This window comes from Serratia sp. GW822-FHT06E05 (assembly GCF_058799445.1).
This window is the reverse complement of sequence record NZ_JBXALM010000010.1, coordinates 132,050-159,027: the sequence shown is the minus strand read 5'-3', so window position 1 is coordinate 159,027 and position 26,978 is coordinate 132,050. Positions and strand designations below refer to the sequence as shown.

Genomic DNA, 26,978 nt, shown 5'->3' with positions numbered 1-26,978 from the left:
TAAAAACCATGTTTGAAATTAATCCGGTAAAAAACCGTATTCAGGACCTGTCCGAGCGGACTGCCGTTCTTAGGGGGTATCTTTGACTATGATGCCAAGAAAGAACGCCTAGAAGAAGTCAACGCGGAGCTGGAACAGCCTGACGTCTGGAACGAACCCGAGCGCGCACAGGCGCTGGGTAAAGAGCGCGCGGCGCTCGAAGCCATCGTTGAAACCATCGACCAACTGGAGCAAGGTGGCGAAGATGTCACCGGCCTGCTGGAATTGGCGGTGGAAGCCGACGATGAAGAAACCTTTAACGAAGCCGTCATTGAGCTTGATCAACTGTCTGCCAAGCTGGAGCAACTAGAATTTCGTCGTATGTTCTCTGGTGAATACGACAGTGCTGATTGCTACCTGGACATCCAGGCAGGCTCCGGCGGTACCGAAGCGCAAGACTGGGCCAGCATGTTGCTGCGCATGTACCTGCGTTGGGCCGAAGCCAAAGGCTTTAAAACGGAAGTGATTGAAGAGTCTGACGGCGACGTCGCGGGGCTGAAATCCGCCACCATCAAGATTATCGGCGACTATGCGTTTGGCTGGTTGCGTACTGAAACCGGCGTACATCGCCTGGTACGCAAGAGCCCGTTCGATTCCGGTGGCCGTCGTCATACCTCCTTCAGTTCGGTGTTTATCTACCCGGAAGTGGAAGACGACATTGATATTGAAATCAATCCGGCGGATCTGCGTATCGACGTATATCGCGCTTCCGGTGCGGGTGGTCAGCACGTAAACAAAACTGAGTCGGCGGTGCGTATTACCCACTTGCCGACCAACATCGTAGTGCAGTGCCAGAACGACCGTTCTCAGCATAAGAACAAGGATCAAGCGTTCAAACAGCTGCGTGCCAAGCTGTATGAGTTTGAGATGCAAAAGAAAAATGCTGATAAACAGATGATGGAAGACAACAAGTCGGACATCGGTTGGGGCAGCCAAATCCGTTCATACGTGCTGGATGATTCCCGCATCAAGGATTTGCGCACTAACGTTGAAACGCGCAACACGCAGGCCGTATTAGATGGCGACCTGGATAAATTCATTGAGGCAAGTTTGAAAGCCGGGTTATAAGGAACAGAAATGTCTGAGCAACAACCACAAGGCGCCGATCAGGCGTTGGATCTCAATAACGAGTTGCAGTCACGCCGTGAGAAACTGGCTGCGCTGCGCGAGAACGGCATTGCGTTCCCGAATGATTTTCGTCGTGACAACACGTCAGACAAGCTGCATGCAGCGTACGGCGAAAAAGACAACGAAGAGCTGGAAGCGCTGGGCGTAGAAGTCACAGTGGCCGGCCGCATGATGACGCGCCGTATCATGGGTAAAGCGTCATTTGTCACGCTGCAGGACGTTGGCGGTCGTATCCAGCTGTACGTTGCGCGCGACGATCTGGCGGAAGGCGTTTACAACGAACAATTCAAGAAGTGGGACCTGGGCGATATCGTTGGCGCGCGCGGCAAGCTGTTCAAGACCAAGACCGGCGAGCTGTCCATCCACTGCACCGAACTGCGTCTGCTGACCAAGGCCCTGCGCCCGCTGCCGGACAAGTTCCATGGTCTGGCGGATCAGGAAACCCGTTACCGTCAGCGTTATCTGGATCTGATCGCCAACGACGAATCGCGCAAGACCTTCCAGGTGCGCTCTCAGATCATGGCGGCAATGCGTAACTTCATGGTGGAACGCGGCTTCATGGAAGTCGAAACTCCTATGATGCAGGTGATCCCTGGCGGTGCTTCCGCACGTCCGTTTGTGACACACCACAATGCGCTGGACATCGATATGTACCTGCGTATCGCGCCAGAGCTGTACCTGAAGCGTCTGGTCGTCGGCGGTTTCGAGCGTGTGTTCGAGATCAACCGTAACTTCCGTAACGAAGGCGTTTCTCCGCGTCATAACCCAGAGTTCACCATGATGGAACTCTACATGGCTTACGCGGATTACAAAGATCTGATCGAACTGACCGAATCCCTGTTCCGTACCCTGACCCAGAAAGTGCTGGGTAACACTCAGGTACAGTACGGTGATGAAGTGTTCGACTTCGGTAAGCCGTTTGAAAAGCTGACCATGACCGAAGCGATCAAAAAATACCGTCCGGAAACCGATCTGGCCGATCTGGCTGACATGGGCAAAGCGGTGGCTATCGCCGAATCCATTGGCATCAAGGTTGAGAAGAGCTGGGGCCTGGGCCGCGTAGTGACCGAGATCTTCGAAGAAGTGGCGGAAAGCCATCTGATTCAACCGACCTTCATTACTGAATACCCGGCGGAAGTATCCCCGCTGGCACGTCGTAATGATAACAACCCGGAAATCACCGACCGCTTCGAGTTCTTTATCGGCGGCCGTGAAATCGGTAACGGCTTCTCCGAGCTGAATGACGCAGAAGACCAGGCGCAGCGTTTCGCTGACCAGGCTAATGCGAAAGACGCCGGCGATGATGAAGCCATGTTCTACGACGAAGACTACGTCACTGCGCTGGAGCACGGTTTACCGCCAACTGCAGGCCTGGGTATCGGTATCGACCGTATGGTAATGCTGTTCACCAACAGCCACACCATCCGTGACGTGATCCTGTTCCCGGCCATGCGCCCGCAGAAATAACGTTTCGTAGAGTAAATATCAACCGGTGCAGGTAACTGCGCCGGTTTTTTTTGCCTGTGGGGCAGGATAAGAAGCCCATGGCTGCTAACTGCTTAAAACATCAGCAGTTACATGCTATCTCCGCTTGCCCGGCAGGGATAACCGGTTATAATGACTGCCGCACACCGATGCGGGTGTAGTTCAATGGTAGAACGGCAGCTTCCCAAGCTGCATACGAGGGTTCGATTCCCTTCACCCGCTCCAAACACTTCTGGTCACCTCTTCAGCGATTCCAAATTCAAACTTGCCAACTTTCTACGTGATAGTATTCTTTTCCGGAAAAATTTTTTCACTTCCTGCTGGATGATTTGAAAATTGAATTTGGCCGAAGCGTTTACACCGATAAGTGAAATCGCATTTATGCGAATATGCCAGCCTCTTCCCACGTATTTTGTGTTTTTCCTTAAGCGACATTATACGTAGCTTTGATGCTTGTCGGGTGCCGTTCCGACGGGTTTAAGCTCGGTTCGCTGTGCCAGGCCACCATTGTTGTACCTTAAACCCGTCGGTTCATCTATGCCATCGTGCTGAGTGATATTAGGCGGCAGGCTATCATCCAGCGTAGAGAACATAAGCACCAGGATATGGGAAACGTAACAGAGCGATGGCTAAAAGTAATTTCATAGTAATACAATGTTGAGGTTTTATATTTTTTAATACTTAAAAGAGGGCTATTTCTCAATATCTCATTTTTTTCATAGGTGTACAGCTAGCGTAAGCTAAGAACGACTCGACGAGTTTATGTCGCAAGCATAGTGTTTTTGGCCTCATAGGCTAAAAAAAAAGAAAAATCAGAATTAAATCCTGTAAGTTTGACTATTGAGTGTTTATTTTCTCCTGGAGCAATTAATTGTATTACAGGTTTGATGTTTTTAATCGTATTTAGCTATGTGCATTGGTTTCATTTTTAACTTTGTAAATGTTTTGCCATACTCTGTTTCATATAGGAATGGCGAAAATATTCGCTGCTTCACTTAAGGAAAAGGAGCAATATCAGAATGAAAAAAATGCATATAACTGCCTGTGCGTTGGCCGTGTTGACTATTACATCTTTGCCCTCCCAGGCAAAAGACATAGAGGTAAAGGTTGCTGGTACTATTAGCCCATCGGGCTGTACACCAACGCTGTCTGGTAATAGTGCTATTGATTATGGAGTTATCAAATCTGATTCTTTGACGTTGGACGCTTACACTACGTTAGAGCAAAAATTTTTGGAGTTAACCATTACTTGCGATGCACCGGTGAAGTTGGCGCTGGAGGCAAAAAATGGACGACCCAATACGCTGGCTGGCGTTGCTACTGAAGATGCGATATCTGGTGCCGCTCTCTCTCCAGCAGCTTCAGCGCTCAGTACTGCAACAGCAGTTGTTGGACTTGGGGTCAGTGGTTCAGCACGTATAGGAGGTTACGCGCTCATGGCCGCGGCTGTGACTTTTAAAACCGATGGTACTGACGCTCAACTCATCACCCGCGAGGGTAATTCCGGAGAATGGAAAGAATACTATGGTATAGCGGAAAGTGATAACTTCTATAGCATTGGTGTTAAACGTCAGCTTTCGTGGAAGAACGGGAGTATTAAAGAACCTGCCGCCTTCCAAAAACTCACCGGTAAAGTAAAGGTGCAAGCCTATATCAATAAAGCTTCTGAATTGGATCTGACTAAACCGGTCATCTTGGACGGTTTGACCACCCTTGAACTGGTTTATCTGTAAGCCATATTTTTCGATTTAGTATTGGTTTGCGGTGGGGGATATTTCATCAGGCTGATTATAAGCGATGTTTCGCTTGAGGTTTGAAGAGTTTAAGACTGGTTCGCTGGCGTTGAATGAAAAACCATTGGTAGGTGTGCCACTCCAGGGTAAGTGGCACTAAAGACCAGTAATAACCGTCGAATATTGTCGCGTATACTCGTGACGTTCCATACTGCCCTATACCCGATATTCTGGCCAAAGCGCTTCAGATTACGTACAACCATCGCTAGCTTGAAGTGCCGATCGGCAGTATAAACCTCTTCCTCGATAAGAAACCCATTGCACTCCTTTCGTTGGAGCCACAGGGCGTATTCGTATAGAGTCATAGGAAGCTCAGTTTTTACCTCGGGGATTCGCCGACTGTCATAAAGTGTTCATAGGATGACTTGCCAGATATCACTTTATCAAATAAATGCCCGTACTTGAAAAATACGGGCTACTTTCTATGCTGTTTATTTTAATATTTTTAGTGACTCTAAAAACTCAAACCTGCCAACCTTCTACGTGACAATATTCTTTTACGGACAAATTTTTTCACTTCCTGCTGGATGATTTGAAAATCGAATTTGGCCGAAGCGCTTTCAACCGATATATCGCAATAGCATTTATGTGAATCTGCCAGGCTCTTACTGAGTATCTTATTCTCTCCCCGTCTGATTATGAACTCAGCTTGCTCTGGCAGGGTATCGTTGTCGGTTAACAGCAGTTGATGCTTTCCGCCTTTTGGCTCTCCTGTGTCTTCGCTCGGAGGAGTATGAGGCGATGGGCGGTCATCTTGAGTAGAGTTCAACACCGCAGGAATAGCAGACACGTTAATCATTTTCAAAAGTGAAGGCAGCAGCGCCAGTAATAATAGTAACATGCTGATTGAACCAAGCAGGGTTGCGCGGTTTAGCATCACTTTTTGCTTTCCTTCAACTTGCTTTGACCTGCCTTCTGCTGCGTTGCTGTTGAGTTGACTATTATCCGTTTACTTTTAATTGAACAATCAGAAAAACCGATAGGTGACGTTGTTAACTGCATAGAGAAAAATGCATTTATTTCCATGTTTGGTCTATTATTTGAGCAAAGACGTTTGAAAATAATCATGAATTTTCCTGTTCTTGAGTTACATCAGAACATGCCGCCCCACATCCTTTAAACCGCCACAAAGCAGCCAAAAATGCAGCTCGGCATTGCGTTTAAAATTCAGCTTTCGCATCGCGTTACGTTTATGCTGGCTGATGGTTTTTTCGCTCAGATTCAGTTTCCGTGAAATCAAAATGTTGGGTAGTCCTAAAGAGAGATAATGAATGACTTCATACTCTCTGGTAGAGAACCTGGCGAATCGGGAGGCATAACCAAAATCGCAGCGATTTCTTTTATTTTGAATGACATTGGCTAATATGACGCGGTCGAAGGTTTCTAATAAAGTCGCTACACTTTTGTTGCGAGAGATATGAGTGAATTTCTTCCGTCCACTTGAGTGGGAAGCTGGTGCTGCTATTCGTTCATCATCGATCAAGAAAACCAGCGGGCAGCAAGCTTTTGCCTGTGAATACAGATAATGAGGCAGAGTGCTTTCGCTTGGGTTGGCCGCCAGGAAGATGACGTCTGCCATTCTGTATTCGAAGGCATTTTCAGTAAAACGCACATTCACATTCTTTGATCGAAAATAGCTCTCTAACGCCAATTTGATGCCATGTGTGAAGTAGCGATTTTTATCTGATAAAAATACGGTTATAGATTCTCTGAACATAAGCTTCCCTAGCAGTAAATGTTATTTTCCATATCAGCACGTATTAGGGTTATCATTGGCTAGCAGGGGGGGGGGGTGATAGCTATCAATGATAAGTCTGAATTATGCTTTGTTTGACGATTATATCGCTAGTTATGTTTGGTTTGACTATGTATTTTAATTCTAATAAAAAAACGGAGGTTTTATCCTTTTTAGGATTATGTGATGGACATTAAGTTCGTAAAGGATTTTCTTGTAATACAAGGTTGGAGTTTTGTTCGTTGGTTTGCATTTGACTTCTTGTTGTTATTTTGTTGTTTTTTATCTCTTGGTTTCGGTGGTTATTATTGATTTCATGAAGAATCACTCCCTTTCTTTACTGAGTTAGCATATGGATTATCTTTTGAAAGGCTTTCGTGACAGCCCTTGCCTGCTGAATTGGTGCAGGTCAATTTTCTGAGTAAGACGCATTGCTCGCAGGATCAAAACCGCCATAAGTCATATGAATAACAAATAGGCGTAAGGCGAATCTTCAGTATCTGACACTTTTCACGTTCACGCCGCTGTGGTGAGTCCAGGACGGCTCTGTGATTTTATGTCGCAAGCACGATGATTCTGGTCTCATAGACTGAAAAGTAAAAAAAATCAGAATTAAATCCCATGAAAATGGCTGTTTTATGTTTTTTTTCATTAGGAACAATTGATTGTATTACAAGATTGATGTTTTCAATCGTATTTGATTTTGTGTGTTGGTTTCGTTTTTAACTTTGTAAATATCTTGTCATACTCTGCCTCAAATGGGACTGGCGAAAATATCCGCTATTTTACTTAGGGAAAAGGAGCAATATCCGAATGAAAAAAATGCAAATAACCGCTTGTGCGTTGGCCGTGTTGACAATCACATCTTTGCCTTCGTTGGCAAAAGATATAGAAGTAAAGGTTACCGGTAGCGTTACGCCATCCGGCTGTACTCCTACGTTGACCAGTGATGGTACCGTTGATTATGGCATTATCAAATCTGATTCTTTGACGTTGGATGCTTACACTACGTTAGAACGAAAGAATTTGGATTTAACCATTGCTTGCGATGCACCGGTGAAGTTGGCGCTGGAGACGAAAAATGGTCGTCCGAATACGCTGGCTGGCGTTGATACTGAAGATGCGGTATCAGGTGCAGGTCTTTCTCCCGTAAGTGGTTTAGTGAGTGGAGCAACTGCAGTGGTGGGGCTTGGGCTCAGTAACTCAGCACGTATCGGGGGATACGCGATCAGCGCCACGGGGCTTAAAGCCGACGGTAGCGTTACTCCATTCATCACACGAGGAGGGAGTACAGGGAAGTGGACGGGTGAAGATAGTAGCCTCTATAGCGTTGGTGTTAAACGTCAGCTTTCTTGGATGCAGGGCATGGTCCAAGAGCCTGCGGCCTTCAAAAACTTAACCATAAACTTAACGGTGCAAGCCTATATCAATAAAGCTTCTGAATTGGATCTGACCAAACCGGTTATTTTGGATGGCTTAAGCACCATCGAGCTGGTGTACCTATAAGGTATATTTTCAACTCGATATTGGTTTCCTGAAAAGGATATTTCAGTGGGTTGATTGTTAGTGATGCTTCCATATGGGGTTTTAATTTCAATTCCTTATTGAGTTAATTTTCTTGTGTATATTGACTTTATAATGATTGATGGCGGCGATTATTAATTTATTGGCCTGCAATACATATTTTCGATATGAAGAAAGGAATCATTTTATGATGAATAAGACAAAATTAAATCTCTGTGTGTTGGCCGTATTGGCAGCCACTTCTCTGCCAGTTCTCGCCGCAAGTATAGATGTAAAGGTCATAGGGACTATTACGCCTGCGGCCTGTACGCCAATGGTCTCCGGTGGGGGCACTATTGATTACGGCACAATTAAAGCAGGGTCGCTGTCGCTGGACGAATTTACTGCTTTGGATGAGAAGCAGTTGGATCTTTCCATCAGTTGTGCAGCCCCAGCGAAAGTGGCTCTGAAAGCCACTAATAACCGTCCAAATACCGTGGCGGGGGCGACTACCGATGGGGCCGGTGGCGCCAGTCTGGTTAATATCTTTGGCAAAAGTAATGTGCCTATTGTGGGGTTGGGGCTTGATGGTACCCATCGTATCGGGGGATATGTCATCAAAATCGAAGATAGCAGCGTGATTGTAGATAGCAAGAATGTTGACAGTATCTATAAGAACGTTGGCGAAGCCTCTTGGACAAAAGGCGGCGAGGGTGTTTTATATAATGACACTGCCGTTCGTCAGGTATCTTGGGCTACCAGTGGTGCCTCCGAACCTGTCGCCTTCCAAAAACTCACCGGTAAAGTAACGGTACGAGCCTATATCAATAAAGCTTCCGATTTGGACCTGACCAAACCTGTGCAGTTAAACGGGTCGTCCACTATCGAGCTTGTTTACCTTTAACTCCTTTTAGCCGGGCGTGTGCGCTCGGCCATTGCCCCGCCCTCCGACGGGGCCTTTTTGCCCCTTTGGCCGCTGTATCGGATGTACCCTCAGCAACGGCCCTTTTTAATACGAATGGTGAAAATAATGACCCTTTCTTCCCTGTTTAATATTGGGGCGGTTTCCTTGCTGCTATTTTCTGCCAGCAGCCATGCAACCGGTATGGTGCCTGAGACTTCAGTAGTGGTGGTCGAACAAGATGATGGCGAAGGTGCAATTAACATTAAAAATACCGATGGCTTTCCGGTATTGCTGTTGACCACGCTGGAAAATATCAAAGATGATCCTGAAACCCTGGTGAGTGTTACCCCGCCAGCGGCGCGCGTTGAGCCAGGTAAAACCCAGCGCGTACGTTTTATTCTGACCAACAAAACGCCGCTGACAACTGAACGTCTGACACGCGTCATTTTTGAAGGTGTGCCGCCGCAGCAAAAAGGTAAAAATGAAGTACGCATGACAGTGCGTCAAAACCTGCCGGTTATTATCCGTCCAACAGGATTGGAAAGAGACCCTGCCCCCTGGAAGCGACTGGTCTGGAAGCAAAGTGGCAACAGCTTAATGGTTAATAATCCATCGCCTTACGTAGTGCGGCTGGGCCAGGGAGTGACAACGCTACCGGATAATACCCACTGGATGCTGCCTAACAGTTATGTTTTACCAGGCCAAACGTTCACGCTTACACCTGACGGTGGCAAGAAAGCTGGCGTCGGTCAGCAGGTTCGAATTTCTCCGGCCACCACTTGGGGCTATACCGTCAACAGCTATGATGCTGAATTAAGCCATTGACGGTGGGGCTGATGCGACACGACGATCACGTTAACGTATGGCCAACACTTTCAGTTCTGTCATTGGCTCTGTTGGCTGCATTGGCCACGACTTCGCCTGTGTTGGCTGCTGTGCCAGATGAACGAGCGGATGATGTTGAGTTTGATCACCAGGCAATGTTGGCGCGAGGCATTGATCCTAAGCTTGCCGAGTGGTTTCGTCAGTCGCCACGTTTTTTGCCTGGTGAATCCACTGTGGCCTTGACGATTAATGGCAACGCCCGGGGTAAGGTTAAAGTTCGTTTTGATCAGAGCGGAAAGTTGTGTGCCGATGAGGCCTTTCAGAAAGAGGCCGGCCTGATATCACCACCTGGTTACAGTAAGAAAATCGCCTGTTTTGATCTGAAAACTGCCTGGCCTCAAACCGAAGTGAACCTTGAACCGGGCGAGGCTAGGGTTGATGTGGTGTTACCTCCAGAAGCAGTGATCGCTCCCGATATGGATAGAGGGAGTTGGAACCACGGCGGCTTTGCCGGCATGCTGAATTACGATGCACAGTATATGGATTCTGCCGGAGCCTCTGCGGGTACGAACTTTATGCAATTGGGGACGGAGGCCGGCTTTAATATCAGCGACTGGATTGTTCGTAGCCAACAGACTTTTTCCCGTTTCAATGGCAAAGATCAAATGCAGCATCAGGCAGCTTATGCGCAGCGCACTTTCTCGGGGATTAAAAAGGTATTTCAGGCCGGGCAGGTTAGTTTGTCCAACTCGATGTTTGGCACGGGGCAGGTGTTGGGGTTCCAGGTGTTCCCGGAGGCCGCCCTGCAAAGTAGTCGCGGTGGAGCGGGATTGGTCGAAGGTATTGCTGATAGTCAATCGGTAGTGGAAGTCCGTCAATCTGGCGTGTTGGTTTATAGCACTACCGTGCCTGCCGGGCCATTTCGCCTGCAGGGGTTCTCGTTGCTAAATACCCGTTCCGATCTGTTAGTGACGGTAACCGGCGGCAACGGTGAGAAGCGCCAGTTTTCCGTACCCGCTTCCACCCTGTTGATGAATGGGCCTGCTGTTGCTCCAGGAATGTCATTTGGCATCGGTAAGCTTGATCAGCAAGGTAGCAGCGAAGCACCGTTGATCGGTACTCTGGCTAACGGTTGGGTGCTTAATCCCTACACGGCCCTCAACGCGGGGTTGCTCGGTTCTTCACCTTATCGCGCAGCCGCCGTAGGCGTGGATAGTCAGCTGTTTAATGCTACGTTTCTTTCTATGCAAACCACTGCCGCGCAGGACGATACCCACGGCAACAAGGGGCTATCGGCTACTGCAGTGTTAAGCCATAAGCTAACTGAGCGCATTGGGGTTAGCGTCAATGCCGTTCAACAAACGTCTGGCTATCGAGATTTAAGTGATGCACTGCAAACCGATAGTTTGGATACTGCCGGTCGCAACAGAAACCAGTATGGCGGTGGCATCAGTTGGTCGCTGGCAAGCCTCGGCAACCTGTCTTTGTCTTGGGCCCGCAGCAGCACCTTTGCTGGCGATGCCACAAATTACGTACGCGGCGGTTGGAGTAAACAGTTTAATCGCGTTTACCTTGGTGCCACCCTGGATCACGATACCGGCAGCCGCAACAGCGATGCGGAAACTCGCCTGTATATCACGGTCAATATCCCATTTGGCGACAGCCGCAGCATCAGCAGCTACCTTAATAACAGCTCACGTAACGGCAGCCGCGGCGGAATGCGTTATAGCGATCGCGGCCAACAGGATGGGGGATGGAGCCTCTCCAGCGAACGTGATTTCCGCAATCGGCGCACATCCGCTACCGGCAGCATCGATAAGGTTACTCCGGTCAGCCAGCTAAGCGGCAGCATAAGCCAGGATTCGGACAACTACACGTCTTGGTCGGCACGTGCCTCGGGAGCCATTGTGGCTCACCCCCACGGCATTACGCTTTCTCCTTACCGTGTCAATGATACTTTCGGCATCGCTAAAGTTGGAGAAGAAGCCGGTGTTCGTCTGGACTCTCCAGCAGGCCCAATTTGGACTGATGGGCGCGGTTATGCTGTTCTGCCATCCCTTAGCGGATATAAGCGTTCCGCCATTCAGGTGGATACCCGCAGCCTGGCGAAAAATGTCGATATCAGCAATGCCTGGCAGGAGACTGAGGCGGCACGTGGTTCAGTGAGTTATGTCGATTTTCATGTGATACGCACTCGGCGGGTGTTAGTCGATGTTAAAGATGTCGAGAATAAACCTTTGCCTTACGGCGCTAGCGTATTTGATGCGGCTGGCAATTTTGTCACCGTAGTTGGCAACAAGGGGAGCGTATTTATTTCCGATGCGGCTGAATCCAACAAACTGGACGTGCAGGTTTCCGGTAAAACGATATGTTCATTTCCCCTTTCATTACCGGCACAGGCTGGCACCAGCGGCTTGTATGAAACTGCCGATGCAGTATGCCGCTGACAGGAAAACATGATATGAGAAAAATTTTTACGGCTCTGGTGTTGGGGTTAACAATGAGCCAGCCGGTATTTTCGGCCATTGATACCCGTATTACTGAGGCCCAATCATTCTTACCTGTGGACACGCGATGCAGTTTGTCCGCTGGCACGCCAGTAATCGACTATGGTACCCAATCGCGTTGGCAACTGCAGGACGTGGCGGGTAGCAATGCGGTGACGCCAGGCAAGCGTACGCTGATCCTCAATGTGGTGTGTCCTTATAGCCAGACGATGCGTTTGGCGCTACGCGGTGATCGTGCCGCCAATGGCGATCTACGCTACGGTGAGCAGGGCAGTGTTAATATCCGACTGCTGAACTTTCAACTGGATGGGCAGAATGTGCAGGTTGCATCATCGGCTCAGGCCGGACTGCTTGATGGCGCACCCGAATCCAGCTTGATGTTGCAACCCGGTAAGGTATTTGCTGTTGTGCAAAATGGTCAATTGGTCAAAGGGCAAAGTTTTACTGCACGCGTCGAGATTGAACCCATAATGCCGGAGAGTGCCGCCCGTATCGCTTCCCGTCAGGTAAGCGAAGCTCACCTGACGTTGGAGTTGATAGACTGATTTTCAGAAGGGTGATGTGAGCCCGTTACGGTTTTTCTGTCGCAGTAAGCAAAGGCTTGCCGGCAAAGTAGGCGCTAATATTTTCGTAAACCAGCTCCGACATTGCCTTACGGGTGCTTTCCGTGGCGCTGCCCATATGCGGGGTGATCACCACGTTATCGCGTTGCAGCAGCGTAGCTGGCACGTGCGGTTCATCGCAGAACACGTCCAGCCCCGCGCCGGCAATCAACTTATGTTCAATGGCGTTCACCAAAGCAGCCTCATCTACGACCGAGCCGCGAGCGATATTGATTAAAATCCCCGTGGGGCCGAGAGCCTGTAACACCTCGGCATTGACCAGATCGCGGCTACCGTCTCCCCCAGGAGCGCACACCACCAGGAAATCACAGTGCGCCGCCAGTGCTTGCGGCGTTGCACAGTACTCACCTGCAAAGTCCGCGTACTGAGTACGGCTGTGATAGCTTACCGACATATCAAACGCCGAAGCACGCCGGGCGATAGCCCGACCAATACGACCCAGGCCGAGAATGCCGAGCCGGCTACCGCTGACTTTGTTTGTCCAACGGTAGCTCTGGCCAGCCCAATCACCGCGTTCGATAAAGCGCTGTGCACCGACAATCTGGCGGGAGCACGCCAGCATCAGCCCAAAGGCCAAATCGGCAACGTCGTCGGTGAGTACACCCGGCGTATTGCTAATCTGAATATTACGCTTGTAGGCGGCTTGAGCATCTACACGTTCATACCCCACACCAAAAACGGCGATCAACTGCAGATTGGGATAGCGCGCCATAGTGGTGTCGTCCAACGGGGTTTCACCGTTGATTAGTAAAACACGAACCCGAGGTATCAATTCAATCTGTTGTTCTGTAGTGAGCTGGGCAGCATTAAATAATGTGAAGTGCTGGTGCAAGCGCTGAGTCAATTGCATGGGCACCGGCGCTATCTGCAAAATAACGTTTTCCATACTTTCCCCTCAATGTTCTGGCGTATCTTGGTGTATCGGCAGTTTAGCTATGTGTTTCCAACGTCCGACTTGTAAACCGATAATTCCCCCCAGTACCAGGGCGATCGCCACCATAATCAAGGCGGCATCATAGCTACTGGTCATATCTTTGATTCGACCGATAACCGGCGGTAGCGCCAGCCCAACGATATTAGCCACGGCGTTGATCAGCGCAATGGAAGCCGCTGCCGCTACGCCGGACACCGTTTCCGTCGTGACTGCCCAGAAAATGGGTATGATCGCCCAATTCAGCGCAATGGTGAAAACCAATAAAACGTAAGCTATTACCATGTTTGTGCTGTAAATTGCCGCCAACAACAACAGGCCTGAAAGGATGAGCGGTAACCCCAATGGCACAGCACGGGCGTGATGGGTGTCGGAATAGTGACCGTTAAAGTACATAAACATACAGGCGAACAAAAAGGGAACGGCGGAAAGTAGGGTAATGATGAAATTGCTTTGCTCGCTGACCACGCCTTTGATGATCAATGGCAGAAATAAACCGATGCCGATGGTGCCAAAGGCTTGCAACAACCACATCAGGCTCAGTAGCCACACTTTGCGGTTTTTGAACGCAGCTTGCCAATGATGCTCTTGCTGCGTAGGGGTTTGTTTGGCTTCTTGTGTCAGTACGCCTGCCAACCAGGCCCGCTGCTGTGGCCCCAGCCATTTGGCATCTTCCGGCTTGTTGTCCAGGTAGAAGTAAACCACGATACCCAATAATATCGCCGGCGCCCCCTCAAGCAAGAATAGCCAGCGCCAGCCAGCGATATTCAGCACATCATTCATCTGCAGAATGGCACCGGAGATTGGTAACCCAATGAGCGAAGCCAGTGCCGCACCGATATAAAACATCGACATGGCACGCGCGCGGTCGCTGCGCGGATACCAGCAGGAAAGGTAGTAAATGATCCCAGGCGTAAAGCCGGCTTCCGCCACGCCAAGCAGAAAACGCATGGTGTAGAGTTGCAGCGGTGTTTGTACCAAGCTCATTCCCATGGCAATCACCCCCCAGGTGACCATAATGCGGGCGATCCAGATTTTAGCCCCCACTCGGGTGAGAATAATATTGCTGGGGATCTCAAACAGGATATAAGAGACAAAAAATATGCCAGCCGCAATGCCATACATTTCTGCGGTTAATGCTAAATCAGCATTCATTTGTAATGCGGCGACTGAAATGTTAGCGCGATCTATATATGCGATTAAGTAAAGAATCATGATGAATGGAATAAGTCTTAGGTTCATTTTCTTTACGGTTGAAAGATGAAGGTCATTATCCATTTTATTTTGCCTGTAGTAGGGTTAAATGGCAGAGATGTTGTTTTATTCCGTTTGTGTTTATCTCTGTGTTGTTTTTATGTGTCTAAGGTTGAGTTTTACAAACGCTTTATAATAACTGGCTTGGTCATGTTATCTTTATTTTTGTTGGAATTACACCAAAATTTGTGGCGTTTTTGGTAGGTTATTTAAATAGTTATTGTATTAATTGTTGTCATTCTGTTTTTAATGTGCTGAAAATAATCGTTATTTATTTTTGTTTTCTGGGATGTCGTGACTCGTTCCACTGTTCCTGACAACCTCTCCAGTATGGGCTGCCTGTTAGCGCATGCTATCACGTAAAATCACTTGGGTTAATCGGCAATGTGTTATGTTAATGATCAATATAATCATGTCATGAATAAGCTAAAATTCTTTCTTGAAAAACTAATTAGAAGAAACACCTGTCAATGAAAACCACAAACTGCAGCATATCTGAAACGTTGATCAGCGTATTATCTCGCCGAATCATGGATGGTGACTGGAGCGCCGGTGATTCTCTGCCTGGCGAAAATGATTTGGCGCTACAATACGCCGTTTCCCGCACCACGGTACGAAATGCGCTGCAAGTATTAGCGGCCAAAGGACTGATTAATATTCAGGCGAAGAAACGCAGTACGGTGAACCCGCAGGATCGGTGGAGCTTTCTGGATGTTGACGTCATGTCTTGGCTGGATGAAAAAGGGTTCGACCACTCATTGATGGAACAGCTGTTAGTTACGCGTTTGATATTTGAACCTAACATTGCCGCGTTAGCCGCCCTCCATGCCACGGAGGAGGACATCATCCGTTTGAATGACGCCTGTAACATCATGGGGCAGGGCCAAAAACTGGGTAAAAAACACCTGTTTGAGAAAGGCGACCTCGCTTTTCATTTGGCATTGCTGGATGCCAGCCACAATGCTTTTATGCGCTCATTAGGGAATGCTTTGGCCACTGCCATGTCATTTTCATTTAAACAAACGTTGGAAGCCGACGTGCGCTTAACCAAAGAAGCGGTGCATGAACATCGTGAACTCTTGGTGGCGGTACAGAACAAGGATCCGCAGGCTGCCCGCTGGCGCATGCGGTTGATCCTCGAACATGCAGCTCAAAAAAGCCCGTGGCAAAACTATCAGCAGATGTTTGAACACATCAGTTAAAAATAGAGCTGTCGGCACCGGGCATTGCTTTTGCTTCGGCGAAACAGTAGCTACAGCATATGCAATTGCATGATCAACTGCTCAATTGCCCGTTTGAAATCCTGCAGATCATCGGTGAGGTTCGCTTTGCCCTGATTTAGCCTGGCTTCCAATCTTGTCGCCCGCGTGGCCAGCATATGGCAATTCAGCGCACCCAGGTCCAATGACAAATGACGCACGATCAACCCTTGCTGCGCTGAGGCACGGCTTGTGGCCAGTTGATGTAGCCCGTGCTCCAGATTGCCAAGCATCATGCCCACGACCACTCTGGTTTTTTCTTCTGAACCATATCGCTTATTCAAAGAGACCATGTCTATATTGAATGACGCCTCTGAGCAAGCTGAAGTGAATGCAGTTGCAGTTACCGCTCTTGGTGCAATATAACGGGTGAGAATATCCTTCAACCCTTTAATATCAATGGGTTTTGTCAGGTAAGCATCCATACCGGCAGCAATACACTGATCTTCTTGCTCTTCCAGGACGCCCGCTGTCAGCGCGACAATCTTCAGCCTTGCGCTATTATTCGCAGCCTCTTTTTTGCGGATCAGACGACTTAATTCCAGACCGTCGATATAGGGCATGTGGCAATCGATAATCGCCAGGCCATATTTTGTGCTTTCTATTGCCAGCAAAGCCTGCTGACCATCCTCAACAATATCAAAGCTATAACCCAATATTTGCAGCTGATGCTTGATCAGTTCTCGGCTGATAGGGTGGTCTTCGGCAACCAAAATCAAACTTCCGTTCGCCAGAGCATGTTCACGGCTTAGGGTGGTATCGATGGTGGTTGTTTCTGGTAGTGCCATGGAGCTTGTCGCCTGTTTTTTTTGCTCGATTAACAGGGTGACGCAAAGTTTGTGCACTCTTTCCCAGGATAATGGCGTGACATTGAGGGTATGCCGGTCCGCAGCATTGTCAGACCGCGGTTTAATACTCAGAGTGACCACCTTTTCCCGGGCTGCGGCAGGTATTGCAATCGTTGCCAGCATGTTTTCCTCTATAAACAGCAGATCGCAGCCGGACAGGATAAGCGCAGTCTGCTGCGAGCCGGACCGGCAGGTGACGGTAAGGCCTAACGCCAGCAACATTTCCCGCAGGTTTTGGGTGATAACCTTGTCATCACACCATAGGGTAACGCGGGTGCCCAACAGCGCCGGTAACGCCGGTGAAGGAGCATAAACATCGAAATGAACGTCGAAACTGAGGGTGGTACCTTCACCAGGTTGACTGAGCATGGTGAGCTCCCCGTTCATCTGCTGTGCCAGCCCTTTGGAGATTGCTAACCCCAGGCCGGTACCGCCAAAACGACGAGTGGTGGACGCTTCTGCCTGCTGAAAAGGTTGAAACAGCTGCTGCTGCATGTCTGCAGGAATGCCGATACCGGTATCGATGACGCTGAAACGCAACCATTGCCGACTTTGCTGATCGGCAAGGAGAACTAACTGCAACGTAATATGGCCTGAACGGGTAAACTTCAGCGAGTTACTGAGAAAATTCATTAAAATTTGACGCAATCGGACCGGATCGAACATCAGTTTCTGTGCGACCCGACTGTCGAGATAAAGATGCAAGGTCAGGTTTTTTTTCAACGCTTGCAGACTGAGGGTTTGCATCAGTTCTGACAGGAATACTCGAATATCGATCGCCAAATTTTCCAGTGAGACCTGGCCCGCCTCCAGCTTGGAGAAATCAAGAATATCGTCAATCACTTGGGTTAAATGCTGCGCAGAATTTTGCACGGTATTCAGCATTCTATTTTGTTCATCATCCAACTGGGTTCTTTCCAGCAGTTCCAACCAGCCAAGAATGCCGTGTACCGGTGTGCGTATCTCATGGCTCATGGTAGCAAGGAAGGTGGCTTTGGCACGGGCGGCGGCTTCAGCCTTGGTTTTCGCTTCGAACAGCGCCTGTTCCTGCTGGCGGGAGTGGGTAATATCTTCAAAATAACCGCCCCACAGTACATCCCCGTTGCTTTCGCGTTTTCCTCTGCCTGAATTGACGCGTATCCAACACTGGTTATTTTTGACCTGCATACGGAACTCGTTCTGGAAGGGGGCCAGCGTGCCTTGCATGCGGATTAAATTTTCCTGCAGCATGGGCAGATCTTCGGCATTCACTCGCTGGTGGAAGCTTTTGTGGTCGGCCATCATGGTTTCGGCAGATAAGCCGAAGGTGGCTTCTGCGGCACCTGCTACGTAGGTAAAACGCATATCGCCATCCACCGATAGGCAGACTTGAAATACGGTAACCGGCAGTGATTCGGTCACGTCGGTTAACAGGGCTTCAGAGATCAGTGCTCGTTCTTCAGAGCGGCGTATATCAGTGACGTCAACCAACACGGTTACGCTGCCGCCGGGCCCTCCGTCAACACTGAAGAAGGGTTTTAGCCAGAACAATCCCTCCCGTAGCTCTCCTTTGGCATTGGCATAGCGCAGTGAGCGGTGGATACCTTCCTCGGCCGATAGTGCTGCTCGGTTTTCCGGCTCGCGTTCCAGTGACACGATGGCGTCGATGTAGCCGCATTCGTCAGGCGTTTTGCCCAACATATGTGCGGACGCATGGCCGGTCAGTTTTTCAAAGGCGCTGTTCACTGCGATATAACGATCGTTGTGATCCTTGCCTAATACCGGAAAAGGGATGGTTTCCAGCAGTGCATGTTGAAAGCTGAGCTGGTCGGCCAGGGTTATCTGGGCCAGGATCCTGCGGCGGGTCTCTTTGCGTAAGCGGCAGTAGGCGATGATAAGCAGCGCCATAATAAAACCGACGGCCAATATGGCGGGCAGGATCCTCTTGATGATAATCAGAAGATCGACGTTTTCCTGAAAGGTGATAGGGAACCAGGCGCTGCGGATCTGCTCTTTGCGGTCGGTACTGATATTAGCCAAGGCCTGGTTGATCAATGGGATAACGTAGGCGTACTTTTTGGTGACCGCAACCGCCAGCTCGGCATAATAACCGGTCGGTGCCGCGACCTTTAATATATTGGGGTACTGCTCGGTAATAATGCGATCGGTGACCACCAGGTTGCCAATGTAGGCATCCACCTGGCGATCGGCCAACAGCTGCAGACCTTGCTCGGCTGTATCGGTGTGAATCAGAATCAACTTTGGATTTTTGCGCAGCAGCGTCGGGATGGGTTCTGCGTCCTCGGATATCGCTACCCGCGCCTTACCGAGGCTCTCAATGCCCTCGATATTACTGGTTTCTTTTCGTGTTGCTATCATCAACGGAAAACGTGCATAGGGTTGGCTGAACGCTAAGAACTGCATACGCTCTGCAGTAGGCGGCAAACCGGGGACCATATCGATCTCGCCTTCTTTGATCATTCGCATCAATTCATTCAGTGAACGTACCCTGACACGCTCAGATTTAAGCTGCAACTGGCGGCGTATCAGATCGAAATAATCCTCGACCAGCCCGCTGGGTTCGCCATGTTGATTGCGAAAAGAAAACGGTGGGTAGGATTCCAGATTGCTGACTTGCAGATAGGGCAGTTGATTTAGCAAGGTAATTTGGTCGGGGGACAGGTTGATGCGTTCCGTTTTGGGTAATCGTGCGGGGAAGGGGGACACCCACTTTTCAAATAACGCCTGTTGCTCGCGCCAACCCATATCTGTAATGGCGACATCGAATGCGGTGGCCAGTAACTGATTTTCACGGGGAAAGGCGAATCTTAGTGTTTGCAACGGCAAATAAGCATTGCCAACGGTACGGAAGGCTTCGCTTTTGTTAAGAGCAATATAGTAGCGAATAGTGTAGCGATTGCCGATAAATGCGTCGGTTTCCCCTCGCTCGACGCTGAGCATGGCGGCAGCCTGGTTGGGGAATTCGTGTAGCCTGATCGCGGGATACACATCTGGAATCAACGCAGCTTCAGGCGAACCGGTTACGACGGCAACTGAAGCTTTGGCGAGATCTGAGTGATCAAGGATATGGCGATTGTCGCGGGCGCTGATAATGATCAGATCGTTATCGCCGTATGGCTGGCTGTAGCGCAGATATTTGGCGCCAGAGAACGTCGGGGACATGTTCATGACTACGTCGATTTCGTTCCGTTGCAGCGCCTGCATCATGTCGAGACGATTTTGATACTCTTTCACTTTTACTTTCAATTTCAATCTACTGGCGACTTCGTTAAGCACGTCGGGAGCAAAACCGGTTAACTGGTTTTTAACCATATCTTCCAGTGGGGGCAATCCTCCATCATAGGTGCCGACGTGCAGCTCTGGATGGGCTCTAAGCCACTCTTTTTCTTCCGAGGTCAATTCTGCCGCGTGAATGGTCGGCACCGCCAACGCCAGAAGAGTTAACACCAACAAAAAAACAAGGCCCACGGAGCTATTTTTGCGTGCCAGAACAAACCAATTAGCTAGTCTATTGTTTACTAACAAAAAAACACCTCTTGTTCTGCGGGGCTGCAGGAAGACATTCATTTAAATTTTTACAGATTCATTCGATGGTGATAAATATTCATCGATAACTATAAGACTATATGCAGACTATATATTGGATAAATGAGGCATCTGTTGTTAATCCATTGTGCGATAACGTAATAGATTGAGGTAAACAATAACTTTATGGACATGAGGAGGGTAAGGAGAGTTGAGATATTGTTGCAGTAGATTATAACTGAGTCATGAGTGAACCCATCAGAACACCCTTTCAATTATGTAAGTGTTACCTTAATGTTTTGTAATCGTTGGCGTCGTTTTGTGTAATGTTTCCCTTACACCGGTTAATTTGTGAGTGACTCGCATTTTTCAGGGTACATAGGCGGCAGATTCGCAATAATGATATGATCTTCACAAGAGCAGAATAATGGGTGTCGTATCTTAATATTTTAAATATACTCAATAAAAACATAGGGTAAGAGGGTTTTCACTGTGGTGGCAGCCTCGGAGCTATAGTATGATTCATTGTTGCGGTGAATGATTTTTGAGGTTTAATATAAGATAATGGATGTGATTTTCTTTCATTGTAAACAGTACTACCGTTGATCTGAAATTTAATATTTTTTTATGATTTTTTTTGGGTGGTCCAGGGCCGTAATGAATAGAATAAAATAAAGAGGTAGTTACCGATGAAAAGCGTTTTGGTTGTCGACGACCATCCTGTCACGCGTTTTGCCATTAAAGTGTTGTTGGAAAAAGAAGGCCTTAGGGTAATTAGTGAAACAGGTGATGGTTTGGAGGCGTTATCATTAATTGAGGAACATAAACCTGACCTGGTTATCGTTGATATTGACATTCACTCTATCAGCGGAATCGAACTGGTACAGCGTTTGCGCAAGCGTAAGTTCAGCGGAAGTATCCTGATGCTGTCAGGAAAGGACGAACCTTTTTATATTAAAAATTGTGTCAGTGCCGGGGCGGATGGTTTCATCAGTAAGGCAAACAACTTATTTGATCTGCACAGCGCTGTGGCGGCAATTAACGCGGGTTATGGTTATTTTCCCTTGAAACAGGCACGGCAACACGCACTGCAGCCGGCTGAAGATAAAGACAAGCATGCTATTGCCAATCTTTCCACGAAAGAGCTACAGGTGCTACGTTATTTGGCCAAAGGGATGAGGCTGGTTGATATTGGTTTGCAGATGAATATAAGTGACAAAACGGTAGGCACTTATAAAAGAAGAGTCATGGCCAAGCTGGAACTGAATAGTATGATGGAAACTTATGAATTTTGTATAAGAAATAATTTGGATTGAATATTTTGAATGAAAAAATACATGAAGACGACGTAAATAAAAATAGTCCAGGTGACTCTCTGTCGTCACTCGCTGCCCATGTGGATATTAACCGGTTATTTCTACTTGCCGGTAACGATCTCTCTTTCATTAATAACCTACTTTACTTAGCCAATGAAGAAAATATGAAGGAGATTGTCGTCGCTCAGACTCAGGCAAGAGAAGGCGATCGGGTTGCATTGGCCAGAACCGTGCATCGCTTAAAAGGCTCCGCGCAAACCGTGTGTGCGAAAGAAATTGCCGCAGCCTGTGTGATACTAGAGAGCCAACAATTGGCCAAAATGAGCGTCGAAGACATTCATAGCGGATTGAAGAAAATAGAATTATTAATATCATCGCTCGACAGGTGTTTGCGCGACTTGCGCTAGCTCCGATGCGGTGAAGGTATGGCGGCAGATCATCTAACGCCGCTTTACGTTTCTGTCATCCTTTCCTTACACACAATATGGTTATTGCTTTCATAAAAACCGTCAATAGCGTCAAACAGCAGAGCGTAGTTCTTATGTTTATCCGCCGCTGCCAGCGCAATAATGCCTTTATCAGGATGAGATAAATGTCACCAGGAGGTTTTATGACACGCGACAGTATTGTGCAGGCCCGAATTGACACCAACTTAAAAGAGCGCGCGGAAGCGGTCTTCAAAGAGATGGGGATGACAGTTTCTGAAGGTATTCGAATGTTCCTTAAACGTATAGTCAAAGAAGGGGCGATGCCGGAAGAACTGCTCAATGGCAGTAACGCCAGCCGCGAACAACCTTGCTATCAGGCTTACAATGATATTCTATCCCAATTGGAATACCCTGAAACCCAGCGGAATTATTCGCAGTATAAATCAGAGAAAATGGGTAAAATGCTTAACCATAGAAATCAACGTTAGTTTTTCATGTGCCACTGCGAGCTATAAATATTGCTTTACTCTACTCAGCGGGGTGGGCCGCTGAGGTATTCCCTCAGTTGCAGTCATTTTGATTCTTGGCCTACTATCATCATGAAATGGCAACCAAAATACCGATAATAGCAATCAGCAGGATCCAAAACCACGCAGAGGTTTTTTCCGGCTTCCATTGTTCCCCATACTCAACCTGATAGCCCGATTTACGCTGTTTCTCGCTCATCTTTTTCCCTGGCAGCCACATACTTAAAAAGATCCTCGCCTGCATTTTAAGATAAGTCCTAACAACATTACATTTAATGCGCTCTTTTGGGTAAAAATCCTAAACATGGGGGCGGGTGAAGGTGAAAAATCAATCAGTGGGCGAAGTGAGAGTGGCACTGGCCTAGCAGGAGAGGTGACATTGCCGAGGGGGGGGACTGTCGTCTAATAGCAGGGTAAGTCAAACTGCTGGCTATGTCGCCATAAATGATAAAAGCCCTGACCGTTGCAGCCAGGGCTTTTAAGGTACTATTGACTTCTGATTTAACATTAATGAACTTACTATTATTTACTGCTAAAGTTCTACACTAAATGTACAGGTTAATCACAGATAATATTGGGTTAACTCAAACCTCCCCTATATTTACCAGTTCACATTACCGCCTACCAAAATAATCAAAGGTATGGCATCTCAACTCGTACATCTCCCCTCGCGATATCTATTCTTTGATGCATAGCCTCACTTCTATTGCGATCCGCTTTCACTGTCTTACTCATTGATCGCAAACAAAAAACAGTTCTATCATGGCCTTACATCATCGCATTTTGGTACACACCCTGCGATTGTCGGTACTTACAACGTGGCCTTAAAGCTTCATCGAGCAAGACTGTAACTTCTCTCAGCATCGATGACCCATACTAAAAAACTTCGTGGCCTTTATCGCAAAATAACTTAATAATAACTTACTTAACACTTTTACTATTAACAGCTGCTATCATTACGCTGCTGTTGATTACCAATCTACGGGTTTATCAAACAGTGTCAATACTGTTTTTAATGACATGTCTTTATTAACAGTGCTTATTAAAAAACATGAACGCTTATTTTAAGTAGTTAAAGCCTATTTTTATCGCCCTCCATTCGCTCAGCGGATTTATTGCAACGAAATTGTTTTTCTGAGCGAAGGTGGGCGCGATGCAATGGGCTGTTTTCGCCCTGTCAGGGCCTGGTAACGAATCGCGCCAGCCGTTGGTGCAACTGGCTGTTCTCTTTACGTAACTGCTCAATCTCTTCGAGCAACGTCAGGGTGACGGCAATACCTGGCCAGTCCAGCGCAAGTTCATGGTGCAATTGCTGAGCTCGATGAAAAGTGATCAAGGCGCGATCGTCAAAGATCCACTCTTCCGTTGCCGGGTTGCGCGGCTCTATCACGCCCAGCCCGACAATCTCCGTTAGCTCTTCTTCTGTCACGCCGGTATGCAGACAAAACTCGGTAATGGTGAAGGTTACTTTTAGGTTAGCCATTTTGCTTACTCCACTCTTTGCGCGGATCAAAGCTCGTCTGAGTTTCCGCCAGCTGTTGCCACAGTGCAGCACTCTTTTCGTCCGGCTTCGGCGGCATCACAACCTTGATCACGGCATACAAATCGCCGGTTTCTTTTTTACTGACCAAGCCTTTCCCTTTAACGCGCAGACGTTGTCCGGTTTGGCTACCGGCAGGGATGGTCAACAAAATACTGTCTTTGAGAGTAGGGACTGGCACCTTGGCGCCGAGCGCAGCTTCCCAAGGGGCAATCGGCAACACAATTTCCAGGTCGTGGCCTACGACGTCGAACATGGGGTGTGGCGCAATGCGGATGATAAGGTAGAGATCGCCATTCGCACCGCCGTCTATCCCCGGGCCGCCCTGGCCCTTCAGGCGAATGCGTTCGCCGTCGCCTACGCCGGCAGGGATCTTCACATTAAGGGTTTTAGGGATTTCCTGCTCCACCATGCCAAAGGCGTTATAGACCGGCAGGCTATAGCGGATGGTGCGGGCTTGCTCGGCCAGCGTTTCTTCCAGGAAGACGGCCACTTCCATTTCAATATCTTGCCCGCGCATGGCTCGGCTTTGGCGCTGACGCTGGCCGCGCGCATGTTCGCCGAACATGGAGGAAAAGATGTCGGAAAAGTCTTCGGCATTATTTGCATTTGCGTGAGCATGCTGGGTTTGGCGGCCGAAGTTAGGGTCATTACGATGTTGACGCAGTTGATCATATTCAGCACGGCGCTCGTCATCTTTCAGCACCTCGTAGGCTTCGGCCACTTCTTTAAACTGTGCCTCGGCATTTTTTTCTGTGCTGACATCAGGATGATACTTTCGCGCCAACCGGCGATAGGCGGTTTTTATCGCCTTGATGTCATCTGATGGTTTGACCCCTAAAATGGTATAATAGTCCTTGAATTCCATAGCGTTATCATCTCATTTCAATCTTTCGTCAGGGGGGAGTAGTTGAACCTGCTTTGCGTGAAACCTTACTAATATTAGGGCACTTGGCCGCCGATGTATCGGGGTAATTGTCGGCTGTGCGGTAGAAAAGCGGAGCCGAGTGGCCCCGCCTGAAATCACGAGCGCTTCAGTTGGCGAGCAACCTGGAACAGGCCAAAAGAGCTGAACAGCATTTCGATACCGACAATGGTGGTGACCAGTACGACGGAAGTCATAGGATCGGCGCTGAACAGCATCCAGGCAATGATCAGATCCAAAATACCAATCACGTACTGCAGCCAACTGCCGCTGACATCACGTAATTTGTAGCCAGCAATCAGTCGTACGATGCCGCCCAGAGCGAAGAGTACGGCAAGATAGACCGCCATGGCGAAAATGCCTACCGCCGGGGTGGTGATAAACACGTAGCCGATAATAAGGTAAGCGACCCCTAGCAGAATACCGCCGATCATCGGCCAGGTATTTTGTACTCGGTTAGCTATCATGCCGAAAATCAGACCGAACCCACTCAGCAGCAAGAAAATGCCCATGACCATACTCAGCGCGGCGCCGGAGGCGAAGGGGCTGAACAGGCAAAAAATACCGCCTAACAGCAGCAATATAGAGATGATTAACAGCGGGGTACGTTGTTTCTTTAAACTTTGTTCATCGATAATCAGCGAATGGCGTGGACCCATATTTAACATGACGTATCTCCTTAAACTGTTTGGATATCCTATCTCGTATTGTCTTTTTTATTATAATACCTGTCGCCAAGTGCGGGAGGATAATTGTGCGTAATCGTTGTTTTCAATCGAATAAGTCAGCCATCCTGTGCGAAATCTTCGACAACGAAGTCGATCAATGCCCTGACGGCGGGCAGCAGGCCCTGGCGCGAAGGATAAATAGCGACAATTTTGCGCGGCTCCAGTTGCCAATCATTCAGCACGGTTGTCAGGGTGCCATCGTGAATTTCCTGACGTACCAGCTTTAGCGGCAAACAACCCGTAGCCCTGCCGCAAAGAATCGCCTCTTTGAGTAATCTGATGTCGTCACACAGCAGGCAGGACTCATTGCTTATCTTGACTTCCCGGCCTTCTTTGTTGAACGTCCATGCGGATTGAAAATGGGAAGATAGCCAGCCAACGGTGGGGAGTTGATGCAGATCTGACGGTTCTTGCACCTGGTTGGGGTGGATCCTGCCGGCAGGGTTCAGCATAAAAGAAGAGGAGATGTCGGCAATTTTTCGCATAATCAGATTGCTGTTTTTGGATTCTTTGCCCATCAGTTGAAATGAGATGTCGTACCCCTCTGCAATAATATCCACGTCACGATTGAATATTTTTACCTGAAGTACCACCTCGGGGTAAGCCTGCATAAATTTCGCCAGGGTTTTTGACAGGCCGAGATCCATAAGAATCGTGGGGCAGGTAATCCTGATTTTACCCGTGGGTTGGTCACTTTTGTTATTGATCAGGTTTTCCGCTTTTTCTGCCGCAGCGATCATTTGCACGCAATATTGGTAATATTCCTTACCGATTTCCGTGATCATTATATTTCGGGTTGATCGTTGTATCAGTCTGACATTAAGGCGTTGTTCAAGTGCGGATATTTTTCGGGACAGCGTGGATTTGGGGATACCAAATTTCTTACTTGCAGCAAGGAAGCCTCCGCATTCAATAACCTTGGCAAACATAAACATTTCATTGAAATCTATCATAAAGACCATTTTCCCATTGATGAAACACTCATTTCCAATAATTGGCCTGTTTGCCGATTTGATTCATTGCTAGGTTAAATATGAGGCTTCCATTCATAAGTGCATGCTATATCGATGAAAAGCCTTGGACAATCGGAACTGTCATATTCCAGTCGCCTAAATTTAATGACTCGCTTTAGCCTGCTGAGTTCAGGAAAAGCAG

At 48.2% G+C, this 26,978-nt stretch carries 22 protein-coding genes and 1 tRNA gene; 13 read left to right on the top strand and 10 right to left on the bottom strand.

The genetic code is table 11. The annotated features are described in order from the left end of the window. Positions 1–8: 8 nt before the first annotated feature. The 4 genes from prfB (at position 9) to AC1RKC_RS20430 (ending at position 4,385) form a co-directional block, all read left to right on the top strand. A protein-coding gene (gene prfB / locus AC1RKC_RS20445; RefSeq protein ID WP_104410945.1) for a peptide chain release factor 2 occupies positions 9–1,107 on the top strand; the annotation gives its coding sequence in 2 pieces (ribosomal slippage) (positions 9–83 and positions 85–1,107; 1,098 coding nt in all). A 9-nt stretch (positions 1,108–1,116) separates the two neighbouring features. Next, entirely contained in the window at positions 1,117–2,634 is a 1,518-nt protein-coding gene (gene lysS, locus AC1RKC_RS20440; protein ID WP_020828465.1) for a lysine--tRNA ligase, read from the top strand. 169 nt (positions 2,635–2,803) lie between these two features. Beyond that, positions 2,804–2,877 (top strand) — tRNA-Gly (locus AC1RKC_RS20435). Between the two features lie 794 nt (positions 2,878–3,671). Next, positions 3,672–4,385 (top strand): DUF1120 domain-containing protein, encoded by a 714-nt coding sequence (locus tag AC1RKC_RS20430; RefSeq protein WP_262017163.1) that lies wholly within the window; start codon positions 3,672–3,674, stop codon positions 4,383–4,385. 514 nt (positions 4,386–4,899) lie between these two features. On the opposite strand, the gene AC1RKC_RS20425 is transcribed toward AC1RKC_RS20430, so the two are convergent. Further along, positions 4,900–5,322, bottom strand: coding sequence for a hypothetical protein (locus AC1RKC_RS20425; RefSeq protein ID WP_261287227.1), 423 nt, complete (start codon positions 5,320–5,322; stop codon positions 4,900–4,902). Between the two features lie 210 nt (positions 5,323–5,532). After that, a complete protein-coding gene (locus tag AC1RKC_RS20420; RefSeq protein WP_261136587.1) occupies positions 5,533–6,162 on the bottom strand; it encodes a helix-turn-helix transcriptional regulator in 630 nt (209 codons plus the stop codon). Between the two features lie 831 nt (positions 6,163–6,993). Here AC1RKC_RS20420 and AC1RKC_RS20415 point away from each other — a divergent pair. The 5 genes from AC1RKC_RS20415 (at position 6,994) to AC1RKC_RS20395 (ending at position 12,464) form a co-directional block, all read left to right on the top strand. After that, complete coding sequence (locus AC1RKC_RS20415) at positions 6,994–7,686, top strand: DUF1120 domain-containing protein (RefSeq protein ID WP_493092742.1); 693 nt, start codon at positions 6,994–6,996, stop codon at positions 7,684–7,686. A 205-nt stretch (positions 7,687–7,891) separates the two neighbouring features. Then, entirely contained in the window at positions 7,892–8,587 is a 696-nt protein-coding gene (locus tag AC1RKC_RS20410) for a DUF1120 domain-containing protein (RefSeq protein WP_493092743.1), read from the top strand. 126 nt (positions 8,588–8,713) lie between these two features. After that, the gene (locus AC1RKC_RS20405) at positions 8,714–9,412 is read left to right on the top strand and encodes a fimbria/pilus chaperone family protein (protein ID WP_020828449.1); all 699 of its coding nucleotides are present in this window, start codon (positions 8,714–8,716) and stop codon (positions 9,410–9,412) included. A gap of 11 nt (positions 9,413–9,423) precedes the next feature. Continuing rightward, the gene (locus tag AC1RKC_RS20400; RefSeq protein ID WP_493092750.1) at positions 9,424–11,859 is read left to right on the top strand and encodes a fimbria/pilus outer membrane usher protein; all 2,436 of its coding nucleotides are present in this window, start codon (positions 9,424–9,426) and stop codon (positions 11,857–11,859) included. Between the two features lie 14 nt (positions 11,860–11,873). After that, complete coding sequence (locus AC1RKC_RS20395; RefSeq protein WP_048760733.1) at positions 11,874–12,464, top strand: DUF1120 domain-containing protein; 591 nt, start codon at positions 11,874–11,876, stop codon at positions 12,462–12,464. Positions 12,465–12,489: 25 nt separating this feature from the next. On the opposite strand, the gene AC1RKC_RS20390 is transcribed toward AC1RKC_RS20395, so the two are convergent. Continuing rightward, complete coding sequence (locus AC1RKC_RS20390) at positions 12,490–13,428, bottom strand: 2-hydroxyacid dehydrogenase (RefSeq protein ID WP_116691823.1); 939 nt, start codon at positions 13,426–13,428, stop codon at positions 12,490–12,492. Between the two features lie 9 nt (positions 13,429–13,437). After that, entirely contained in the window at positions 13,438–14,751 is a 1,314-nt protein-coding gene (locus tag AC1RKC_RS20385; protein WP_046372731.1) for an MFS transporter, read from the bottom strand. 446 nt (positions 14,752–15,197) lie between these two features. Between AC1RKC_RS20385 and AC1RKC_RS20380 the strand changes: the two genes are divergently transcribed. Further along, positions 15,198–15,929: a FadR/GntR family transcriptional regulator gene (locus tag AC1RKC_RS20380; RefSeq protein WP_046372732.1), complete on the top strand. Its 732-nt coding sequence runs from the start codon at positions 15,198–15,200 to the stop codon at positions 15,927–15,929. A 50-nt stretch (positions 15,930–15,979) separates the two neighbouring features. On the opposite strand, the gene AC1RKC_RS20375 is transcribed toward AC1RKC_RS20380, so the two are convergent. Beyond that, positions 15,980–20,401, bottom strand: a complete 4,422-nt coding sequence (locus AC1RKC_RS20375; RefSeq protein ID WP_493092744.1) for a transporter substrate-binding domain-containing protein — start codon at positions 20,399–20,401, stop codon at positions 15,980–15,982. Between the two features lie 647 nt (positions 20,402–21,048). Between AC1RKC_RS20375 and AC1RKC_RS20370 the strand changes: the two genes are divergently transcribed. The 3 genes from AC1RKC_RS20370 (at position 21,049) to AC1RKC_RS20360 (ending at position 22,591) form a co-directional block, all read left to right on the top strand. After that, positions 21,049–21,675 carry a response regulator gene (locus AC1RKC_RS20370; protein ID WP_020828443.1) on the top strand — a complete coding sequence of 209 codons (627 nt, stop codon included), beginning with the start codon at positions 21,049–21,051 and terminating at the stop codon, positions 21,673–21,675. Then, the gene (locus tag AC1RKC_RS20365) at positions 21,672–22,082 is read left to right on the top strand and encodes an Hpt domain-containing protein (RefSeq protein WP_493092745.1); all 411 of its coding nucleotides are present in this window, start codon (positions 21,672–21,674) and stop codon (positions 22,080–22,082) included. The genes AC1RKC_RS20370 and AC1RKC_RS20365 overlap by 4 nt, the downstream gene beginning before the upstream one ends. Positions 22,083–22,285: 203 nt before the next feature. Beyond that, on the top strand, positions 22,286–22,591 hold the full coding sequence (locus tag AC1RKC_RS20360; RefSeq protein WP_020828441.1) for a type II toxin-antitoxin system RelB/DinJ family antitoxin: 306 nt from the start codon (positions 22,286–22,288) through the stop codon (positions 22,589–22,591). Between the two features lie 109 nt (positions 22,592–22,700). Here AC1RKC_RS20360 and AC1RKC_RS20355 read toward each other — a convergent pair whose 3' ends face one another. From AC1RKC_RS20355 to AC1RKC_RS20335, 5 genes are all read right to left on the bottom strand, one after another. After that, on the bottom strand, positions 22,701–22,829 hold the full coding sequence (locus AC1RKC_RS20355; protein ID WP_020828440.1) for a hypothetical protein: 129 nt from the start codon (positions 22,827–22,829) through the stop codon (positions 22,701–22,703). 978 nt (positions 22,830–23,807) lie between these two features. After that, positions 23,808–24,113: a chaperone modulator CbpM gene (gene cbpM / locus AC1RKC_RS20350; protein WP_020828439.1), complete on the bottom strand. Its 306-nt coding sequence runs from the start codon at positions 24,111–24,113 to the stop codon at positions 23,808–23,810. Beyond that, entirely contained in the window at positions 24,106–25,038 is a 933-nt protein-coding gene (cbpA, locus tag AC1RKC_RS20345; RefSeq protein WP_020828438.1) for a curved DNA-binding protein, read from the bottom strand. The genes cbpM and cbpA overlap by 8 nt, the downstream gene beginning before the upstream one ends. A 155-nt stretch (positions 25,039–25,193) precedes the next feature. Next, positions 25,194–25,763: an HdeD family acid-resistance protein gene (locus tag AC1RKC_RS20340; RefSeq protein ID WP_020828437.1), complete on the bottom strand. Its 570-nt coding sequence runs from the start codon at positions 25,761–25,763 to the stop codon at positions 25,194–25,196. Positions 25,764–25,879: 116 nt separating this feature from the next. Next, positions 25,880–26,752: a LysR substrate-binding domain-containing protein gene (locus tag AC1RKC_RS20335; RefSeq protein ID WP_258090640.1), complete on the bottom strand. Its 873-nt coding sequence runs from the start codon at positions 26,750–26,752 to the stop codon at positions 25,880–25,882. Positions 26,753–26,978: the final 226 nt, after the last annotated feature.

Excerpts from the sequence above, each read along its gene's own strand:
- AC1RKC_RS20375 (WP_493092744.1), bottom strand. The coding sequence starts at position 20,401 with ATGAATGTCTTCCTGCAGCCCCGCAGAACAAGAGGTGTTTTTTTGTTA.
- AC1RKC_RS20335 (WP_258090640.1), bottom strand. The coding sequence starts at position 26,752 with ATGTTTGCCAAGGTTATTGAATGCGGAGGCTTCCTTGCTGCAAGTAAG.
- AC1RKC_RS20400 (WP_493092750.1), top strand. The coding sequence starts at position 9,424 with ATGCGACACGACGATCACGTTAACGTATGGCCAACACTTTCAGTTCTG.
- AC1RKC_RS20395 (WP_048760733.1), top strand. The coding sequence starts at position 11,874 with ATGAGAAAAATTTTTACGGCTCTGGTGTTGGGGTTAACAATGAGCCAG.
- AC1RKC_RS20370 (WP_020828443.1), top strand. The coding sequence starts at position 21,049 with ATGAAAAGCGTTTTGGTTGTCGACGACCATCCTGTCACGCGTTTTGCC.
- AC1RKC_RS20405 (WP_020828449.1), top strand. The coding sequence starts at position 8,714 with ATGACCCTTTCTTCCCTGTTTAATATTGGGGCGGTTTCCTTGCTGCTA.
- cbpM (WP_020828439.1), bottom strand. The coding sequence starts at position 24,113 with ATGGCTAACCTAAAAGTAACCTTCACCATTACCGAGTTTTGTCTGCAT.
- AC1RKC_RS20425 (WP_261287227.1), bottom strand. The coding sequence starts at position 5,322 with ATGCTAAACCGCGCAACCCTGCTTGGTTCAATCAGCATGTTACTATTA.
- lysS (WP_020828465.1), top strand. The coding sequence starts at position 1,117 with ATGTCTGAGCAACAACCACAAGGCGCCGATCAGGCGTTGGATCTCAAT.
- AC1RKC_RS20380 (WP_046372732.1), top strand. The coding sequence starts at position 15,198 with ATGAAAACCACAAACTGCAGCATATCTGAAACGTTGATCAGCGTATTA.
- AC1RKC_RS20430 (WP_262017163.1), top strand. The coding sequence starts at position 3,672 with ATGAAAAAAATGCATATAACTGCCTGTGCGTTGGCCGTGTTGACTATT.
- cbpA (WP_020828438.1), bottom strand. The coding sequence starts at position 25,038 with ATGGAATTCAAGGACTATTATACCATTTTAGGGGTCAAACCATCAGAT.
- AC1RKC_RS20390 (WP_116691823.1), bottom strand. The coding sequence starts at position 13,428 with ATGGAAAACGTTATTTTGCAGATAGCGCCGGTGCCCATGCAATTGACT.
- AC1RKC_RS20340 (WP_020828437.1), bottom strand. The coding sequence starts at position 25,763 with ATGTTAAATATGGGTCCACGCCATTCGCTGATTATCGATGAACAAAGT.
- AC1RKC_RS20420 (WP_261136587.1), bottom strand. The coding sequence starts at position 6,162 with ATGTTCAGAGAATCTATAACCGTATTTTTATCAGATAAAAATCGCTAC.
- AC1RKC_RS20360 (WP_020828441.1), top strand. The coding sequence starts at position 22,286 with ATGACACGCGACAGTATTGTGCAGGCCCGAATTGACACCAACTTAAAA.
- AC1RKC_RS20415 (WP_493092742.1), top strand. The coding sequence starts at position 6,994 with ATGAAAAAAATGCAAATAACCGCTTGTGCGTTGGCCGTGTTGACAATC.
- AC1RKC_RS20355 (WP_020828440.1), bottom strand. The coding sequence starts at position 22,829 with ATGAGCGAGAAACAGCGTAAATCGGGCTATCAGGTTGAGTATGGGGAA.
- AC1RKC_RS20410 (WP_493092743.1), top strand. The coding sequence starts at position 7,892 with ATGATGAATAAGACAAAATTAAATCTCTGTGTGTTGGCCGTATTGGCA.
- AC1RKC_RS20385 (WP_046372731.1), bottom strand. The coding sequence starts at position 14,751 with ATGGATAATGACCTTCATCTTTCAACCGTAAAGAAAATGAACCTAAGA.